At 49.0% G+C, this 18,790-nt stretch carries 15 protein-coding genes; 7 read left to right on the forward strand and 8 right to left on the reverse strand.

The features are described 5' to 3' along the window. Positions 1-29: 29 nt before the first annotated feature. The gene (locus EP25_RS24045; RefSeq protein WP_031433730.1) at positions 30-518 is read right to left on the reverse strand and encodes a cation:proton antiporter domain-containing protein; all 489 of its coding nucleotides are present in this window, start codon (positions 516-518) and stop codon (positions 30-32) included. A gap of 584 nt (positions 519-1,102) precedes the next feature. Here EP25_RS24045 and EP25_RS0109945 point away from each other — a divergent pair. Further along, positions 1,103-2,959, forward strand: a complete 1,857-nt coding sequence (locus tag EP25_RS0109945) for a methanol/ethanol family PQQ-dependent dehydrogenase (protein ID WP_031433731.1) — start codon at positions 1,103-1,105, stop codon at positions 2,957-2,959. A 198-nt stretch (positions 2,960-3,157) separates the two neighbouring features. After that, positions 3,158-4,018 carry a quinoprotein dehydrogenase-associated putative ABC transporter substrate-binding protein gene (locus EP25_RS0109950; RefSeq protein WP_031433732.1) on the forward strand — a complete coding sequence of 287 codons (861 nt, stop codon included), beginning with the start codon at positions 3,158-3,160 and terminating at the stop codon, positions 4,016-4,018. A gap of 115 nt (positions 4,019-4,133) precedes the next feature. Here EP25_RS0109950 and malQ read toward each other — a convergent pair whose 3' ends face one another. From malQ to glgC, 3 genes are all read right to left on the reverse strand, one after another. Then, positions 4,134-5,618: a 4-alpha-glucanotransferase gene (gene malQ, locus EP25_RS0109955; RefSeq protein ID WP_031433733.1), complete on the reverse strand. Its 1,485-nt coding sequence runs from the start codon at positions 5,616-5,618 to the stop codon at positions 4,134-4,136. 171 nt (positions 5,619-5,789) lie between these two features. Continuing rightward, complete coding sequence (locus EP25_RS0109960; RefSeq protein WP_031433734.1) at positions 5,790-7,481, reverse strand: glycoside hydrolase family 57 protein; 1,692 nt, start codon at positions 7,479-7,481, stop codon at positions 5,790-5,792. Next, positions 7,471-8,751: a glucose-1-phosphate adenylyltransferase gene (glgC, locus tag EP25_RS0109965; RefSeq protein ID WP_031433735.1), complete on the reverse strand. Its 1,281-nt coding sequence runs from the start codon at positions 8,749-8,751 to the stop codon at positions 7,471-7,473. The genes EP25_RS0109960 and glgC overlap by 11 nt, the downstream gene beginning before the upstream one ends. 214 nt (positions 8,752-8,965) lie before the next feature. Here glgC and glgB point away from each other — a divergent pair, with 214 nt between their 5' ends. From glgB to EP25_RS22935, 4 genes are all read left to right on the forward strand, one after another. Next, positions 8,966-11,143, forward strand: coding sequence for a 1,4-alpha-glucan branching protein GlgB (gene glgB, locus EP25_RS0109970; protein WP_031433736.1), 2,178 nt, complete (start codon positions 8,966-8,968; stop codon positions 11,141-11,143). A 13-nt stretch (positions 11,144-11,156) separates the two neighbouring features. Further along, positions 11,157-12,590, forward strand: coding sequence for a glycogen synthase GlgA (gene glgA, locus EP25_RS0109975; RefSeq protein WP_031433737.1), 1,434 nt, complete (start codon positions 11,157-11,159; stop codon positions 12,588-12,590). Between the two features lies 1 nt (position 12,591). Further along, a complete protein-coding gene (locus EP25_RS0109980) occupies positions 12,592-13,416 on the forward strand; it encodes a hypothetical protein (protein WP_031433738.1) in 825 nt (274 codons plus the stop codon). A 257-nt stretch (positions 13,417-13,673) separates the two neighbouring features. Continuing rightward, the gene (locus tag EP25_RS22935) at positions 13,674-14,048 is read left to right on the forward strand and encodes a winged helix-turn-helix domain-containing protein (protein WP_084191006.1); all 375 of its coding nucleotides are present in this window, start codon (positions 13,674-13,676) and stop codon (positions 14,046-14,048) included. A gap of 117 nt (positions 14,049-14,165) precedes the next feature. Here the strand turns inward: EP25_RS22935 and EP25_RS0109990 are convergent, their stop codons facing one another. The 4 genes from EP25_RS0109990 to miaB are packed head-to-tail and all read right to left on the reverse strand — an operon-like array spanning position 14,166 to position 17,835. Beyond that, on the reverse strand, positions 14,166-15,020 hold the full coding sequence (locus tag EP25_RS0109990; RefSeq protein ID WP_031433740.1) for an HlyC/CorC family transporter: 855 nt from the start codon (positions 15,018-15,020) through the stop codon (positions 14,166-14,168). After that, positions 15,017-15,472, reverse strand: coding sequence for an rRNA maturation RNase YbeY (ybeY, locus tag EP25_RS0109995; protein WP_407661370.1), 456 nt, complete (start codon positions 15,470-15,472; stop codon positions 15,017-15,019). Before ybeY ends, EP25_RS0109990 begins: the two co-directional genes overlap by 4 nt. Positions 15,473-15,490: 18 nt before the next feature. Further along, positions 15,491-16,471, reverse strand: coding sequence for a PhoH family protein (locus EP25_RS0110000; RefSeq protein ID WP_031433742.1), 981 nt, complete (start codon positions 16,469-16,471; stop codon positions 15,491-15,493). An 8-nt stretch (positions 16,472-16,479) separates the two neighbouring features. Then, positions 16,480-17,835 carry a tRNA (N6-isopentenyl adenosine(37)-C2)-methylthiotransferase MiaB gene (gene miaB, locus EP25_RS0110005; RefSeq protein ID WP_031433743.1) on the reverse strand — a complete coding sequence of 452 codons (1,356 nt, stop codon included), beginning with the start codon at positions 17,833-17,835 and terminating at the stop codon, positions 16,480-16,482. 266 nt (positions 17,836-18,101) lie between these two features. On the opposite strand from miaB, the gene EP25_RS0110010 reads away from it, so the two are divergent. Continuing rightward, positions 18,102-18,629, forward strand: coding sequence for a hypothetical protein (locus EP25_RS0110010; protein ID WP_031433744.1), 528 nt, complete (start codon positions 18,102-18,104; stop codon positions 18,627-18,629). Positions 18,630-18,790: the final 161 nt, after the last annotated feature.

The following is an 18,790-nucleotide window of genomic DNA, read 5'->3' on the forward strand; positions in this document are numbered from 1 at the left end:
TCATATTAAAGAGTACGATGGCTGTGGCGTCATTGAATAACGATTCGCCTTCGACCCAATAACGTTAGCCGTTTCGCTATTCCCAAGTCCTTGAAAATAGCAATCACGGCAACCGGGTCGGTGGCCGATATCAACGCACCAAACAACATGACCACGGCTAAATTGACATCGAGCACGGTCCACAATCCAAAACCAACCAATGCCATCGAAATCAGCATACCGGGAATAGCTAACAATAAAACCGGCCATATATTCTGCAATAATTCCCTGGCATCTATTCTCAGGGACGCCTCAAAAATCAATGCCGGCAGAAACATGAAAAAAACCAGCTCGCTGGTGATATGAAAATCATTGAGAACGGACAAAAACTGGACATAGGGTTCGGCCAGTTTGATGCATAACCCCAGCACCACCAGCATTACCGTATAAGGCATGACGAACAACCTACTGAGACTAGCGATGACCATTGCCAGAAACAGCAAACAAGAGGTTATAAAAAGTATTTCCGATAAGTTCATCGAGACGGTCTCAAGCATAAAACGAGGGAAGAATAAACTGCTTCAAGAGTATAGTATCAATGTAATCCGAGCATCGGACGCTATCTGAATATCGCGTTTTTTTGTTGGAAAAGCTATGTAAATGCTGGTTGATTCAGTATTTCCAAAATTATAGGGATAACTAAACCCAATCAATCGCTGTAATTGATCGATTTACTGAAAACTTAAGAAAACACACTTTCCTTGCCCGGGACTGAGAAATCCGGGATGGATTTATTCGGCACATCCCGAGGAACCCGGTGTCTTTTCGCATTTCCGCGGGGCTAACGTAGAACGGTGTAATTTCATATACTTATCACAAACAGTAAAAAAATGCGGGTGGCATGAAGGCCGCGCAAATCCGTCAGGAAAGGCTATTTATAGTTGACTTTTAAGGCAAAATCATTCAATTTACGCATCTGGTATGGCCGTAATCGTTAGCTTCGGATTAACCATATGATGAGTTAAAAGTAAAGCCATCCCATAAAAAAGCTTTAAAACTAATATTAGTCTTAATAACACAAAATCGTACTCTGTCTAATTAACAGAATACCAGGAGGAAACATATGAAGAAGCCTGTAAAAAGCTGGCTGCTTGCTTCAACTGTAGCTGCTTTACTTGCTGCACCAACTGTATCTACTGCTAACAGCGGCGTTGAAAAACTGACACAAAACCCAGCTAACTGGGCAATTTGGGGCGGCAACTATGCCGGTACCCGTTACAGTAAACTGGACCAAATCAATACTAAAAACGTAAAAAATCTGCAACCAGCATGGTCATTTTCTACTGGTGTACTGCGTGGCCATGAGGGCGGTCCTTTAGTTGTTAACGACATCTTGTACGTACACACTCCTTTCCCTAACACTGTTTACGCAATCGACCAAAAAACGCAATCGGTCATCTGGGAATACACTCCAACCATGGATGCCGACGTCACCATTCCTGTGATGTGTTGTGACACCGTAAACCGCGGTTTGGCTTACGGCGACGGCAAAATCTTCCTGCAACAGTCCGATACCGTACTGACTGCGCTGGACGCCAAAACTGGTAAACGCGTATGGAGTGTACAAAACGGCGACCCAAAACTGGGTATGACCAACACGCAAGCCCCTGTCGTCATCAAAGACAAAGTTTTCACCGGTATTTCTGGCGGTGAATTCGGTGTTCGCGGCTTCCTGGCGGCCTATGACATCCGTACCGGCCAATTGGTCTGGAAAGGCTACAGCATGGGTCCAGATGAAGACACATTGATCAACCCTAACAAAACTACCACTTGGAAAGACGGCAAAGTCCAAAAAGTTGGCCCTAACTCAAGCACCAGCACTTGGGAAGGCGACCAATGGAAAATCGGCGGCGGCACCACTTGGGGCTGGTACACCTATGACCCAGATTTGAACTTGGTGTATTACGGCTCAGGTAACCCTTCTACCTGGAACCCGGTACAACGTCCAGGTGACAACAAATGGTCCATGTCTTTGTGGGCGCGTGATGTTGACACTGGCGAAGTGAAATGGGTTTACCAAATGACTCCACACGATGAGTGGGATTATGACGGCATCAACGAAGTCGTATTGGTTGACCAAAAAATCAACGGCAAAATGCGTAAAACTGCCGTTCACTTCGACCGTAACGGTTTCGGTTACACACTGGATCGTGAAACTGGTGAATTGTTGGTTGCCGAAAAATTCGACAAAACCGTCAACTGGGCAACCCATGTCGATATGAAATCCGGCCGCCCACAAGTGGTCGATCGTTACTCAACCGAATTTAACGGTGAAGACGAAAACACTACCGACATTTGTCCTGCGGCTTTGGGTGCTAAGAACCAACAACCGGTTTCTTACTCACCGCAAACAGGTTACTTCTACATCTCAGGTAACCACCTGTGCATGAACTACGAACCATTCGAAGTTTCTTACACAGCCGGCCAACCATACGTAGGCGCTACCCTGACCATGCGTCCGGCACAAGGCGACGTAATGACCGGCAAACCGGATAACTCTTACAACCTGGGCCAATTCACCGCTTGGGATGCGACCACCGGCAAAATCGCTTGGTCTAATAAAGAGCAATTCTCTGTCTGGTCCGGTTCTGTTGCCACCGCTGGCGGCGTCGTCTTCTACGGCACATTGGAAGGTTATCTGAAAGCGGTTGATGCGAAAACCGGTAAAGAGTTGTACCGGTTCAAAACGCCTTCCGGCATCATCGGTAACGTCAATACTTGGGAATACAACGGCAAACAATACGTTGGCGTTCTGTCAGGTATCGGCGGCTGGGCCGGTATTGGTATCGCGGCTGGCTTGGATAGCGGCGACGAGTCTTCCAACTCGGAAGGTTTGGGTGCAGTGGGCGCATACAGAAGCCTGAGCTCCTTCACCAAACTGGGTGGTACTCTGACCGTATTCGCTCTGCCTGGAAAATAATCAGTCCGACTTTATAGTAAGACTGTAAAGAGAGCCCCGGCCGAATCTTTCGGCCGGGGCTTTTTTTTGCTGATAAAATGTCGCTCTGCAATCTGAAAAACACAGATTAGCCGCAAATACTCTTCCCGGATTCAGCCGTGCTGCATCCGGGCTACAATATCCGCCAAACAACGATTCATACTTTCAAAGAGGAGAATTATGAAAGCTTTTTCCGATTCATTAAAAGCACTGGCGTGCATTGGCTTGTTACTTGGGTCTGCCGGAAGCCATGCCGAGGAAACATTCAGGGTCTGCGCCGACCCGCTCAACCCTCCTTATTCGACCAAAGAACAAACCGGCTACGAGAATAAAATCGCGCAATTGTTTGCCGACCAATTGGGACAAAAACTGGAATATTACTGGTTTCCTCAACGTATCGGCTTTATCCGCAACACATTGAAAGCCGAAATCGAGAACACAGACCAATTCAAATGCGATGTTGTTATGGGAGTTCCGGTCGGGTTCGATTTTGCTAAAACGACCAAACCTTATTTCCATTCGACCTATGTATTCCTAATCGCAAAAGGCAGAGGCTGGGACGATATCAAGGATCCTTCGCAACTGGCGAATTTGCCTTTGCAGCGCCAGGAAGCGCTAAAAATCGCCATGTTCGACCGCGGCCCCGGTACGGCATGGCTGCAGAAACAGGGCCTGCTGGACCAGGGCATTCCCTATCAAAGCATGACCGGTGACGACCAAAACAATGTTGCGATGCAGATTGAAAAAGATCTCAAGGCGGGCGTGATCGACATGGTGATATTGTGGGGTCCGATGGCCGGCTACATCACTACGCAAAGCCCGGCCGACAGCTATACCATGATCCCTTTACGCTCATCTCCTAGCCTGAAATTCGACTTCTCCATGGCCATGGCAGTCCGTTATGGGGATAATGAAAGATTGAAGCTTTTGGAAGGGCTGATCGACAAAAACTTGGCTCATATCCAGGAAATAATCAAGAGCTATAATATCCCTGTCTTACCCATCCCGGCGCAAGCCCACAGGGATGATGACGACGATTAAAAACCGTCTATTACTCGCCAATAAAAACGGTGAGTCCAAAACAGGATTCACCGTATCTATCTCCAGTTCTCCAATAAGCACTTAGCTTGCCGGCCAGTTATCTTGTAGCACAGCCCTAATCACATCGACGACCGAACAGACCGACCAGATGCTTTAGTCTGTCGGTGCGCTCTTGCGTCAACTGCTCCCATTGGAAACGCCATTTCCAGTTGCCTTCGATCGTTCCCGGTGTATTCATGCGATGCTCTCCGCCAAGACAAAGCACGTCCTGCATCGGCACGACAGCCAGGTTGGCCACGGAAGCAAAAGCAGTTCCGATCAAGGTATAAGGCATTTCAGTGCGGGAGAAGCCAAGGTATTCATAGACACGGTACTTCTCGCCATCATTGAGCGAATTGAACCAGCCCAACGTGGTGTCGTTATCGTGAGTTCCGGTGTAAATCACACTGTTTTGAGTACAATTATGCGGTAAATAGGGGTTGTCCGCGCCGCCTCCAAAGGCGAAATGCAGAATCTTCATGCCGGGCAATTTAAAATCGTCTCGCAAAGCCTCGACTTCTTCGGTGATAATTCCCAGGTCCTCGGCCACTAAGGACAGGGTGGGATATTCCTGATCGATTGCCTTCAATAAAGCGTGTCCCGGCGCTGCGATCCATTGTCCATTGATGGCCGTGTCTTCGTCCGCCGGAATCTCCCAGGCCGATTCCAAGCCGCGAAAATGATCGATACGTAATATGTCGAATAACTCATCCTGAGTTTTGATTCTCTCCAACCACCATTTAAAATCGGTTTTCAACAGATAATCCCAGTCATAATGGGGATTACCCCAACGTTGCCCGGTGGCGGAAAAATAATCCGGCGGCACGCCCGCCACCACCGACATTTCGCCATCCTTATCCAGCTTGAAGACATCCCGGTTGGCCCAGACATCGGCGCTGTCGTAGGAAACAAAAATCGGAATATCGCCGAACAGCAACACGTCATGCTGCTCGGCAAATAACTTTAATTCCTGCCATTGCTTAAAGAACACATACTGTTCGAATTTGATGTTTTCGATAATAGGCCCCAAACGACGCCTAGCCTCCAGAATAGCCTTGGATTCTCTCTGCTTCAGCGGCTCTGGCCATTGATTCCAACAGCGCCCGCCGAATTCCCTGTGCAACGCATAAAATAGCGCAAACTCATCCAGCCAAAAGGCCTTTTCCGTGCAGAAACCGATAAAATCCTCTTGTTCCGTAGCCGAAGCCAATTCACTGAAACCTTGAAACGCCTTTCTGACCAATCCGCTAATGGCAATGGCATAACCGGAATCATAATTGACTTCGGAGCGCTCGGTACGTTGCAACCATCCGCGTTTCTCCAACCATTCAATACTGATCAATGCAGGATTGCCGGCATGCGCTGACATGCATTGATAAGGCGAACCATCGCCATGGGGAATCCCTAGGGGCAAAGTCTGCCATACGGAAATTCCCGCATCGCTGAGAAAACGAACAAAGTTATATGCTTCCTCCCCAAAATCGCCGCATTGGCCAGGACCGGGCAAGGAGGTAATATGGAGGAGAATGCCGGCACGGCGTCTATTCAAATGGTTACTCATTATCCGCTTTTGTCTAACAATATTAATTTTTTCTTGATTACGTAGAACACTCAGCCAGTTTAGACGGCCCTTTGTAAGCTATTGAAATATTTCATTAATGAAAATAGAAATTTCCATCTTAATTTCGTGGTGTTATGTAAAGCCCTTTTGGTGGCTGAAACTTAGGCGTAATCAGGAATTTTTTTTACTTCGCCGCATAGCCCCGCCCAAGGCTGGCGTCCCATTTCCATAAGTGAAAGTCGAACCAAGGTAAGCAGGCGGTTCTTCACCCAATAAGCGGTATAAATTGGTTAGGTTCATCCGATACTGTTTTTCGAAATCGCTGACCGCTTCGCCGGGATTGTAATCACCGAACCACCAAAACCAATCGGAACCTTCGCAGACAGCGAGCTGGTATTCGGCATCGGCTATAGCCTGTTCATTCAATCTACCGGAAGAAACTGCTTTGTCAAATGCTCGCTTGACATCACCCAGCATTTCCCACCCCCTATTCTTATCGGCACTACCGATCCAGGTGGAAAAAGTACCGTAAACCCAACTGCCGGAAACCAATCGCGGCAAGTTTTTGACTGCGACCTCGCCGCTAGCCAGACAATCCGAAAAAGTGGTCAGCTCAATCGAGGGGTGTTCGCTCAGCCTTCGATACAATGCACTAAGAAAGTAGTAACCGTTTTCAGGGAAATACTCCCAGGCATTTTCACCGTCCATAATAATGGAAACCACAGTATTTTCGGTTGCCTGAGCGGAAATATTTTCCAGATGATTAATCAAATCGGCCACGGCATCATCGGCATGCCATTTGGAATATTCGAAACCAATTAAATCGGACAAGCCGTCATCACGAAAAAAACAGGCGATATCGCTGGAATCGATTTTAAACGGCCGATGCACGGGCTCGGAATCCATTCCCTGTCCATGCAAACTGTTATGTAATACACTGCCGCCGCTGGCAACCCATTTAAAACCGAACTCCGTTAGAATTTCCAAAGTCCTGGTACTAACACTACCTTCGGATGGCCAACAACCGGAGGGTTTGAAAGCAAAAAAGCGCTGGAATGTCTCGATGCCTTTCTGTAGATGCCATTTTACCCGATTTTCTCCGCCTGGATAAACTTCTAATTCCGGTAATTTCGCATCCGGCATAGCCTCGCGCGCCGTTTTAATATCTAACATCAGCGGCATAATCGGATGCGCATAAGGCGTCACCGATAGCTCGATCCGTCCTTCGTCCGCTAATGCCTTATAACGACCAACCACGCCCTGTAATTGTTCGTGAATAATTTCGATTAATTCAATTCGATCGGCATGGGTAAACTGGGTCCCTTTTTCAATAAGCCTCCGGGCACGAGAATCTTGTAACTTGACTGTTTCCCCCAACCAGGCGAGGTGGTACCAGACCAATAGGTCGAAAAAAAATTGTTCGTTGATATAGCCGACCCCATCGGGTCGCTGTTCCAGCCAATCGGCCATGTCAACCAATCGGGCATATAATGGATAACGGTTTATTTGTCTTTCGCGATTAGCTCGTTTGCATTTGTCGATTAGTTTCTGCCTAGCGACAATATCGGCAGGAACCGAGTCATCAACCAACGCCGCTAATAAGGGGTCCTTGATGTCACTATGCTCGAGCAAGAAATGCTTGACTTGATGATGATAGTCTTCGATTTGCTCCAAGAGGATCGGGGCAAAGTTTACCACGGCCTTGGCACTCGGAACCATTTCTAGATGCGCTGCCATATCCACATAATCCTTTATCACATGCAGGTAAGTCCATGGCAGCATGAACTTACCCGTTTGCCTATCTCTATATTCAGGCTGATGCATATGCCAACAAAGCACCAGCCTCAATTTTCTACCGGACATAATGCCGTCTCTGGCCCAACATATCGGAAGTCACCAGTACGACACCACCAGGACTGACATAAAAACGCTTTTCATCATCTTCCCGGTTTTCACCGATAATAGTGCCTTCCGGCACATCGCAACCCTTTTCGATAATGGCCTTGGTGATGCGGCAATGACGCCCGATATTCACATCGGGCAAGACGACGGAATCCTGCACCACACTGTAGGAATTGACCCTGACTTGCGAAAACAACAAGGAATGCCTTACCGTCGAGCCGGAGACGACGCAGCCGCCCGACACCATCGAGTCGATCGCCTGCCCTCGTCGGTCATCGTCATCGAAAACAAATTTAGCCGGCGGGGTTTGGGCTTGATAGGTCCAGATCGGCCAGGTTTTGTCATAGAGATTCAATTCCGGCTTAACGCCGATCAACTCCATATTGGCGGCCCAGTAGGCATCGATGGTTCCGACATCACGCCAGTAACTTTGCCCACCGCTTTGCATATCCAGGAACGGGTAAGCGTTGACACGGTACTTTTCGATCACCGCAGGGATGATGTCCTTACCGAAATCGCGATTCGACCCCTTGGTATCGGCATCCTTGATCAACTGTTCGAACAAGAAATTGGCATTGAAAACGTAAATTCCCATCGAAGCCAGGGCACTATCGGTCTTGCCCGGCATCACCGGCGGATTTTCCGGTTTTTCGACAAAAGCCTTGACCCGCCGGTTATCGTCGACATGCATGACGCCGAATGCCTTGGCATCTTCCAACGGCACTTCCAAGCAGCCAATCGTCAGGTCCGCCTGGTTAGCGACATGATCGGCCAGCATAGCACCGTAATCCATTTTGTAAATATGGTCTCCGGCCAGCACGAGGATAAATTCGGGATTACGATGGCGTAAAATATCGATATTCTGATAAATAGCATCCGCCGTTCCCAGATACCAATCATGCTCGGAGTGCCGTTGCTGGGCCGGCATCAAATCGACATATTCGCCGAATTCGCCACGCAAAAACCCCCAGCCTTGCTGAATATGCCTGATTAATGAGTCCGCTTTGTATTGAGTGAGAATGCCGATTTTTCTGATGCCCGAATTGATGCAATTAGATAAGGGAAAATCGATAATTCTGAATTTTCCGCCAAAGGGAACCGCAGGCTTTGCCCGCCAATCGGTCATTTGTTTAAGGCGGGAACCGCGCCCTCCCGCCAGAATCAGCGCAATGGTATTACGGGTCAAGTGACTGACAAAACGTTCTGGTTGCTGTTTATTATCGTCTGACATTATTTTCCCCTTTGTGGCTACACACTAGTTTTTTTATTGTTGCATCAATCAGTTAAAAATCCGGCGGAACTTTTTTCCAGAGCTGAAAACATATACGACCTGCGAATCCGGCATGATATCTGGTGATCCGGGCCAAATAACATTATTTCATTCCCATCCTTGAATTTGTTAACATTCCGTGGAAACCACACTTACTATACTGAGGCATTGCAAAATGAACAAGCATATCCAGCAAATCACGCTTGATTCGGATACTAAAAGAATAATAGAAGCAAAGCACCATGATCCGTTCTCTGTCTTAGGTCCACACACAGTCGACGGTAAAGATATTATCAAAGTTTTTTTACCGTATGCGGAAACAGTCCGTCTAGGCGTCAAAGGGCCGAAATTCGAACGCATCCCGAATACCGATGTTTTTATTTGCGATGTCACCGAGCTAGACCCATCCGAACATTACCAATTAAACTGGATAGATAAAAATGGTAACAGCCATACCCAATATGACCCTTATGATTTTGGCCCGGTGCTGCCTGAATTCGATCAGCACTTATTCGCTGAAGGCCGACACTGGCATATCTATCAAAAACTGGGGGCACACCTTCATACTATAGATGGCATCAAGGGGGTTTATTTTGCCGTTTGGGCGCCAAACGCCGAACGCGCCAGCGTAGTCGGCGACTTCAATCAATGGGATGGCCGTTGTCACCCGATGCGCAACCTGGGAGGGAGCGGTATCTGGGAAATCTTCATACCGGGCCTCAACGCCGGCTGTCTCTATAAATTCGAACTGCGCAACCGCCATTCGGGCGATATCATGGTTAAAACCGACCCTTACGGCCAACAGTTCGAATTTCGCCCGCAGACCGCCGCAGTCGTCTGCAAGGAAGATCATTACCAATGGCAGGACGGCAAATGGATGGAAAGGCGGCAACAGCATGATTGGCTCAGAGAGCCGATGTCTATTTATGAAGTCCATTTAGGTTCATGGAAACGCGATGCGCAAGGCAATTTTCTCAATTACCGCGAACTGGCCAAGCAAATTGTCGATTATGTCAAGGACATAGGGTTTACTCATATCGAACTGCTACCCATCACCGAACACCCTTTAGATGCCTCTTGGGGATACCAAACTACCGGATATTTCGCCCCGACCAGCCGCTTCGGCGCACCGGACGATTTCCGTTATTTCGTCGATCTTTGCCACCAGAACGGCATCGGCGTCATGCTTGACTGGGTTCCGGCTCACTTTCCCAAGGACCACTTCGCGCTGGCCCGTTTCGACGGCACACCGCTCTATGAGCATGAGGACCCTCGCAAGGGTGAACATAGGGACTGGGGCACACTGATCTACAACTACAGCCGTAACGAAGTCAAAAATTTTCTGCTGGCTAGCGCCTTTTTCTGGCTGGAGGAATATCATATCGATGGCCTTCGAGTGGACGCGGTCGCTTCCATGCTATATCTCGATTATTCACGCGAGGCAAACGACTGGATTCCCAATATGTACGGCGGCAACGAGAACCTGGAAGCCATCGATTTCATGCGCCATTTGAATTCGGTCACTCATGAACAACACCCCGGTACGGTGATCATGGCGGAAGAATCGACCTCCTGGCCGCAAGTCACCCGCCCGACCTGGACCGGAGGACTGGGCTTCTCGATGAAATGGAACATGGGCTGGATGCACGACATTCTTTCTTACATGCAGGAAGATCCGGTAAACCGCAAATACCACCATGACCAATTGACCTTCGGCATGCTTTATGCCTTTTCGGAAAACTTCATCCTGCCTTTTTCCCATGACGAAGTCGTCCACGGCAAAAACTCGATGCTGAACAAAATGCCGGGAGATGAGTGGCAACGGTTTGCCAATCTCCGGCTGCTTTATACCTTCATGTTCACCTATCCCGGCAAAAAATTACTGTTCATGGGCTGCGAATTCGGACAAGGTACGGAATGGAATTACAATCAGGCCTTGGATTGGTATGTCCTTGATTACCCAAATCACGAAGGCCTACGCACCTTGGTCAGAGACCTTAACAAGCTATACGTTAAACACCCCGCGCTTTTTCAACACGACTTCGAACATCAGGGCTTCGACTGGATCGATTGCCACGATGTCAACCAGTCGGTAATCAGCTATCGCCGCAAGACGGAAAGCGAGGAGCTGATCGTGGTCTTGAACTTCACGCCGATTCCGCGGGAAGAATATCGCATCGGCGTCCCCCAGGAAGGCACGTATATCGAAATTTTCAATTCAGATTCCAGTTTTTACGATGGCGGCAATATCGGAAACGGCACAGCCTTGTCGGAGCCGATTCCCTGGATGAACCTGGATCATTCTATTTCGATCACGGTTCCGCCATTGGCCGGCATCATTTTCAAACTCTAATGCTGCGGAAGCTATGAAAAAAATACTCTTTGCAACCTCCGAGGCTCACCCGCTGATCAAGACCGGCGGTCTGGCCGATGTCGCCGGCAGCCTGCCTAAGGCGCTGGCGGAACTGGGGCAGGATATCCGCCTGATCATGCCAAACTACCAGGGCATCAAGAACGAGGAGCATCCACGCTATATCTGTACCCTACGGGTCGATAACCGTGATGTCAACATTCTCGAAACCCACCTGCCCGGCTCCGGCGTCATAGTCTGGCTGGTAGACTATCGTCCTTTTTTCGATTTCCCCGGCAACCCATATGTCGACGAAAACGGCAATCCGTGGCACAACATCGCCGATCGTTTCGCCCTTTTTTGCCGCGTCGTCAACGAAGTCGCGATGGACCGCGCCTATCTCGACTGGCGCCCGGATATCGTTCATTGCAACGATTGGCAAAGCGGCCTGGTTCCAGCGTTGTTGTCCTTGGAAGAAAACTCCCCGGCCACCGTGTTCACGATTCATAACATGGCTTATCAGGGCATTTTCCCCAGCAGCACCTTCCACGCCCTGAACCTGTCGAATAAATTGTGGCATACCGATGGCGTTGAGTTTCACGGCATGCTGTCTTTTCTGAAGGGAGGCCTCGCCTATGCCGACCGTATCACCACCGTCAGCGCGACCTATGCCAATGAAATCCAGACGCCCGAATTCGGATACGGCCTGGAAGGGCTGCTCAGTCACAAGCATACTGTGTTGAGCGGCATTTTGAACGGTATGGACCTGGAACAATGGGACCCGGCCGCCGATCCGCATATCGCCAGCAATTACACGGCGCGCACCATTAAGCAAAAACTCGTGAACAAAACCGCGCTGCAGGAAAGAATGTCCTTGCCGGTCGACGAAAATATCCCGGTATTCGGCTTGATCAGTCGATTGGTGGAACAAAAAGGCATTGATCTGGTGCTGGCCTGCCTACCATATATGGTTAAACTGCCCTTGCAATTTGTCTTGCTCGGCAGCGGGGACAAGAGCATCGAGTTGAAAGTCCAGAATTTCGCCCACCTCTATCCGGACAAGGTTGCGATCACCATCGGCTACGACGAACAACTGGCTCACCAGATCGAAGCCGGAGCCGATATATTCCTGATGCCTTCCCGTTTCGAACCATGCGGCCTCAACCAAATGTATAGCCAGCGCTACGGCACGATCCCCGTCGTCCGAAAAACCGGAGGACTGGCGGACACGATTGAAGACGCCCTGCCCCACACCATTGCCGACGGCACGGCCACCGGCATCAGTTTCAACGACGCCTCTCCCGGAGCGCTAATGGAAGCGATCAAGCGTGCTTTGATTCTGTACGAAACCAAACATTTCTGGAAAAAGATCCAACTAAGCGCGATGAAAAAAGATTTTTCCTGGGAAAATAGCGCCAACCAATACCTGGCTCTCTACAACGAGCTGTAAAATGCGCCCTCTGCTGAATACAAAAATCTTTCTAAGCGTATTTTTTTTATTCAGCAGCGCCTTGTTCGCAGATGACACCGCGATCGAACTCATCCGCTTACAGCATCGGCCGGGGAGCGAAATCCTCCCCCTCGTCACCCCCTTCCTGGAAGCTTCCGAGCAAGCCATCGACAATGGCAACAGCCTGATTATCAAAGCGACAAAAAATCGATTACCGGCAATTAAAACCTTAATAGGCAAACTTGATATAAAATTAGCCAATCTAACGATAACCGTAATTCAAAGCAGCACAAAAACCGCGCACGATTTAAACGCGGGCGCGGCGGTAGGCGTAACGATCCCAAAGGACCATCTCGGCCGAAGCCGCGGAGCGATGCACGGTTACCTGGCCAATACCGACCGTTTCAAAGAAGGAGAACAAACGCAAATATTACGCACGCTGGAAGGCCATCCAGCTCATATCAAAACCGGTCGCTTGCATCCAGTCGACAACATCAGCATTTTCGACTCAGGCTACGGCTACCCTTCTGTTTCCAGCAACACCCAATACATAGAAGCGACAAGCGGCTTCATGGTTGTTCCCAGATTATCGGGCCAAGATGAAGTGATACTCGAAATCTCGCCGTGGATGGATACGATGAACTGGCGCGGAGGCATCGATACGCAAAGCGCTCATAGCAATATTCGCACAAAACTAGGGCGCTGGGTGGAAATGGGGTCGATCAATCAAAAAGAACAAAATCAAGATCAAGGCTTTCTCCGGCATAGCCGTAGCACTAGGCAGAAATCTCTACACATCTTGATTAAAGTCGATAGGGCCGATTAGGCGAAGATGATAATGCTTCAGCCTGATTGCCATCGAATGACAATAAAGCAAAACGTTTTGACAACTCCTTTTACAAAAGGCTAAAACATGCAGCAGCGCGATTGGCTTAAAACTTACCCGTTTCTGTCATTTTTACCGTATATCATGCTCTAGTTTTTCACAAATTCACAGAAACTCGGCTAAAATCCAAACTTAAGAAAATACTGCTTTTCATCAACACGATTAATAGTTCCCTTTTACCCTAATGAGTAGCTAGTATGAAAAAACCCAAAACAACGACCGTAAAACCAAGCTCAGAAGTAAGGAGCAAAAAAGATATCGTAACCGAAACGACGCAAGCTAAAACCAATAAGCCAAGTGCGAAGCCGACCGCCAGCAAAAAAAGCCAACCGGCGGCCGGCAAATCCGTCAAGGCTGCTGCACCCATCTCCATACCCGAGCGGGTTGGATTGACAGCAGGCGACATCTGGCATTATCTGGATAAGAATGGAGAAACATCCGTTTCGACATTGCTCAAGGAAATCTCGGAAGAAGAAAAAATCATCCAGCGCAGCATTGGCTGGCTGGCTCAGGAAGGAAAGTTGACATTTGCTTCCAGCGGACGTACCGAGATTGTCGCTTTGAAGTCATAGTATTATAGACCGCGATATGGCTAACGAGGACGCGAATTAGGCATTCACGGAATGAAGCGCCTGATTCGCGCCGACGTTATCGAGAGACCGCCACCTTTTTGCGTTGGATTCGCTCGATTAATCCAGGTGCTTATCTTTTTTCAGCTTCAATTTGAGCAAATGTATCCTGCGGTTATCGGCCCGTAATACTTCGAAGCGGAAACGGCCGAATTCCAATTTTTCCCCTTTTTTGGGTAAGCGTTCCAATTGCTGAACGATAAAGCCGCCGATGGTATCGCATTCCTCATCGTCCAGCTCGGCGCCAAAATAATCGTTAAACTCCTCGATCGGGGTCAAGGCCTTCAACGTGAATTCGCGTTTACTGCGCTGATGGATATATTCTTCTTCTCCGGAATCGTGTTCGTCCTCGATTTCGCCGACGATCTGCTCCAACACATCTTCTATGGTGACCAATCCTGCCGCCATACCGTATTCATCGACCACAATCGCCATGTGATTTCGTTCGGTACGAAATTCCTTCAAGAGTACGTTTAAACGCTTACTTTCCGGAACGACACTGGGTGGACGCATGATCTCCTCCACCTTCTTGGTCTTATTCTGCAATGCATGGGCAAGCAAATCCTTAGCCATCAATATTCCAACTACTTTACTGCGATCGTCTTCGATCACCGGAAAACGAGAGTGGCCGAACTCCAGCACCAACGGAAAAATAGTCTCCAATTCGGCATCCTTCGGCACGACTACCATCTGAATACGCGGAATCATGATATCCCTGACCCGCATTTCACTGACTTGCAGCACGCCTTCGATCATCGATAAGGCGTCGGAATCCAATAAACGTTTTTTCTGTGCTTCCCTCAGTATTTCCAGCAAGTCTTCCTGATCTTGCGGCTCCCCGGACAACATTTGACCGATTCGGTCGATAAAACTCTTATGTTGTGACTGACTACTCGGGGGGTTATCGTCGTTCATGGTTCGCTTTCCTCCAGATAAGGATTTCGTATATTAAGTTGTTGAAGAATATTGATTTCCAAAGATTCCATCCGCTCGGCGTCGGCATCATCGATATGATCATAACCTAACAGATGAAGGACCCCATGCACAATGATATGGGCCCAATGATCCAATAATTTTTTTTGTTGCCGTTTCGCTTCCCTGGCCACGACCGGTGCGCAGACCACTAAATCGCCCAGCAATTCGAGCTCCATGCCCGGCGGCGCTTCGAACGGAAAACTCAAGATATTGGTCGGGCCTGACTTATGCCGGTATTGCTGATTGAGTTGAGAACTTTCGTCCTCATCGACGACACGGATGACGATTTCATTATCGGTTTCGCTATCGCCGAGCGCCGCATCCACCCATTGCTGAAATTGATCGCTATCCGGCAACTCGGTCATTTCGGTGGCGATTTGTATTTCCAGCAGATTCATTCGTGTCCAGCTTCATTGTCCCTGGCGCTGTTCATATTGCTCATAAGCCGAAACAATACGCTGCACCAAAGGATGCCTGACGACATCCCGCACCCCAAAAAAAGTAAAACTTACGCCTTCGACATCTTTGAGCACCTTCAATACCTGAATCAAGCCGGACTTGCGTTCATCGGGCAAGTCTATCTGAGTGATATCGCCGGTAACGACAGCCGTGGAGCCGAAACCCACCCGGGTCAGGAACATTTTGATCTGTTCGGTCGTGGTATTTTGCGCCTCGTCGAGAATAATGAAAGAGTCGTTCAGCGTGCGCCCGCGCATGAAGGCCAGCGGCGCAACCTCGATCACATTCCTTTCGATCAATTTTTCGACCCGATCGAAACCCAACATTTCATAAAGCGCATCATATAAAGGCCGTAAATACGGGTCAACTTTTTGCGCCATATCGCCGGGCAGGAACCCCAACTTCTCGCCTGCCTCGACCGCTGGCCGAACCAACACGATACGCCTGACCTTTTCCCGTTGCAAGGCTTCCACGGCACAAGCCACGGCCAGATAAGTCTTGCCGGTGCCCGCCGGTCCGACGCCGAAATTGATATCGTGCGTCAGAATCTTATGCAGATAGTCCTGCTGATTGGGTCCACGCCCCTTTATGACGCCGCGTTTGGTCTTGATAAAAACTGCCTCCTGCGGAGCCTCGGCGGAAACTTGCAAAATTTGGTCGATGCTTGAATCCTGCAGCGCCAGATGCACCTGCTCGGGATTGATCTCCTCGTGTTCGGAGATCTCGAATAACTTTTCAATCACGGCACAAGCCGCATTGACCGCCTCGTCATAACCGCTCACCCTGAAATGGTTGCCACGGTTGGCAATTTCAACCTTCAGGCGCTGCTCGATCTGGCGTATATGTGCGTCGAATTGACCGCATAGATTAGACAAACGTTGGTTATCGGCCGGTAACAGCGTAATTTCCCGGGAATAATTGGAACTGGACAAAGGAATCTTCAGGCGTGTTGAACAATTTTGGCAACCGAGGACTCGACCAAGCGGCCTCGTAGTGAATTCGGCAAGGCTTCGGTAATCAGCACATCGACAAATTGTCCGGCCAAGCGGGGATGCGCGATAAAATTAACCGCTCGATTATTTTCGGTGCGTCCGGTCATATGCAACGGACTCTTTTTCGAAACACCTTCCACTAATACGGTCTGCACAGTGTCGACCATGGATTGGGAAATGACCTGCGCCATTTCCTCCAGGCGCGTCTGAAGGCGCGCCAGTCGCTGCTTTTTCACCACCATATCGACCGGATCGGGATAATCCGCCGCCGGGGTTCCCGGTCTGGGACTGAAGATGAAACTGTAGGAAAAGTCGAATCCGATTTCCTCGATCAGCGCCATCGTGTCGTCGAATTCCTCATCGGTTTCACCCGGGAAGCCGACGATAAAATCGGAAGACAGGCTGATACCAGGGCGCACCGCCTTGATTTTATTGATGGTCTCCAGATAATCGGCACGCGTGTGACCGCGTTTCATTTCCGCCAGAATGCGATCACTGCCGCTTTGTACCGGCAGATGCAAATGATTGACCAGTTGCGGTATCTCGGCGAACGCCTCGATGATGTCGTCGGTGAATTCCAATGGATGCGACGTGGTAAAGCGTATGCGGTCGATGCCTTCGACAGCGGCGACATAATGCAACAACAAGGCAAAACTGGCGATATCGCCGTCTTCCATCTCGCCGCGATAGGCGTTGACGTTTTGTCCCAGCAGATTGATCTCGCGCACGCCCTGCCGCGCCAGCGTCTCGATTTCGGCAATCACGTCGTTGAGCGGACGGCTGATTTCCTCGCCACGCGTATAAGGGACGACACAATAAGTGCAATATTTACTGCAACCCTCCATCACCGAAACGAAGGCTTTGGGGCCTTCCGCGCGCGGTTCGGGCAAGGAATCGAATTTTTCGATTTCCGGAAAGGAAATATCGACCACTTTTTTGTGGTCGTTGCGCGCTTCGTTCAGCAACTCCGGCAAACGATGCAGGGTTTGCGGGCCGAAGACGATATCGACGTAAGGCGCGCGTTTCTGAATCGCCTCGCCTTCCTGGCTGGCGACGCAACCGCCGACCCCGATGATAATGCCGGGCCGCTTATCCTTGATTTTTTTCCAACGCCCAACCGCGGAAAAGACCTTTTCCTGCGCTTTTTCTCTAATTGAACAGGTATTCAACAACAGAACATCGGCCTCTTCCGGGTTTTCGGTCATTTCCAACCCGTGCGATGCTTGCAGCACGTCCCGCATTTTATCGGAATCGTACTCATTCATCTGGCAGCCATTGGTCTGTATATAAAGTTTTTGTGTCATCTTGCCGTAGATACTCCAGCTAATCTACATAAACAAAAAGCCCCGAACGTGCGGGGCTGATAAATGGCGAAATTATAACCCGAATAGACCTATAAAATGCAAGAAAGTTTATCGAAGTTCGGCGTTTCTTGTCGACCCGCGTGCGGCAACGCGTCAGGGCTGTCCTCGAGCCGAATGCCAAACGAATAAAAATTCATCGTCACGTTGACAGTATTGGGTAATTAACTATCCTTCAACATTATTCTTACTGAAAATCAAGAAGCGTGATGTTTTTACCTTGCAGAGATAACAACATCTCATTTGCCGAAAACATTCATATGCCCTGCTGCCCTACTTGTCTTCATGAATTAGCACGAATCGAAAATATCAAATCGTATTTTAGAAAACGAACTTGCCCGTATTGCGGCGAATACTACAAACTGGATAAAAATCGCTTTGCGATGGAAAATTTTTTGCTTCTGCTTGGATGGATGATTTTCTATTTCTTTTTTGGGACCGAGGCAAGCGTTCTGCAGAGAACGCATTGGCAACTTTCTCTCTTCGAAACGCTCGCGTTGAGCTTTTTGGTCGCATGCTTAACCATTAACTATGTGCTCGTATATTTCAATGGAAAATTAATTCCAGTCGAAAGCAAACCGCCACGAAGCGAACGAATAGAACACTTTCTTACCTATGAGCCGATGTTTTCAGACCGGCGCTTCGAATGGCCATGGCTCAAGCCGGTATTTTTTGTGATTGGCCTTTCAGTAATCGCTATATTGCTGGCCGTAGCCGCAACCAATATAGCGAGTTGATGTAACAGCTATACATAGCCCACTGGCTATCCGAATTTGACTGTATACTGTTCGCACTTCGAATTTCGGCATTTATCCAATACGGCACAGGGGTTTTTAGCAGAGGTTTGACAGCAGGGATGCTGTCGTAAAGCTTCCACGGAAGGATTTATGGCGTCCTC

Source organism: Methylomarinum vadi (assembly GCF_000733935.1).
In the GTDB taxonomy this organism is placed as follows: domain Bacteria; phylum Pseudomonadota; class Gammaproteobacteria; order Methylococcales; family Methylomonadaceae; genus Methylomarinum; species Methylomarinum vadi.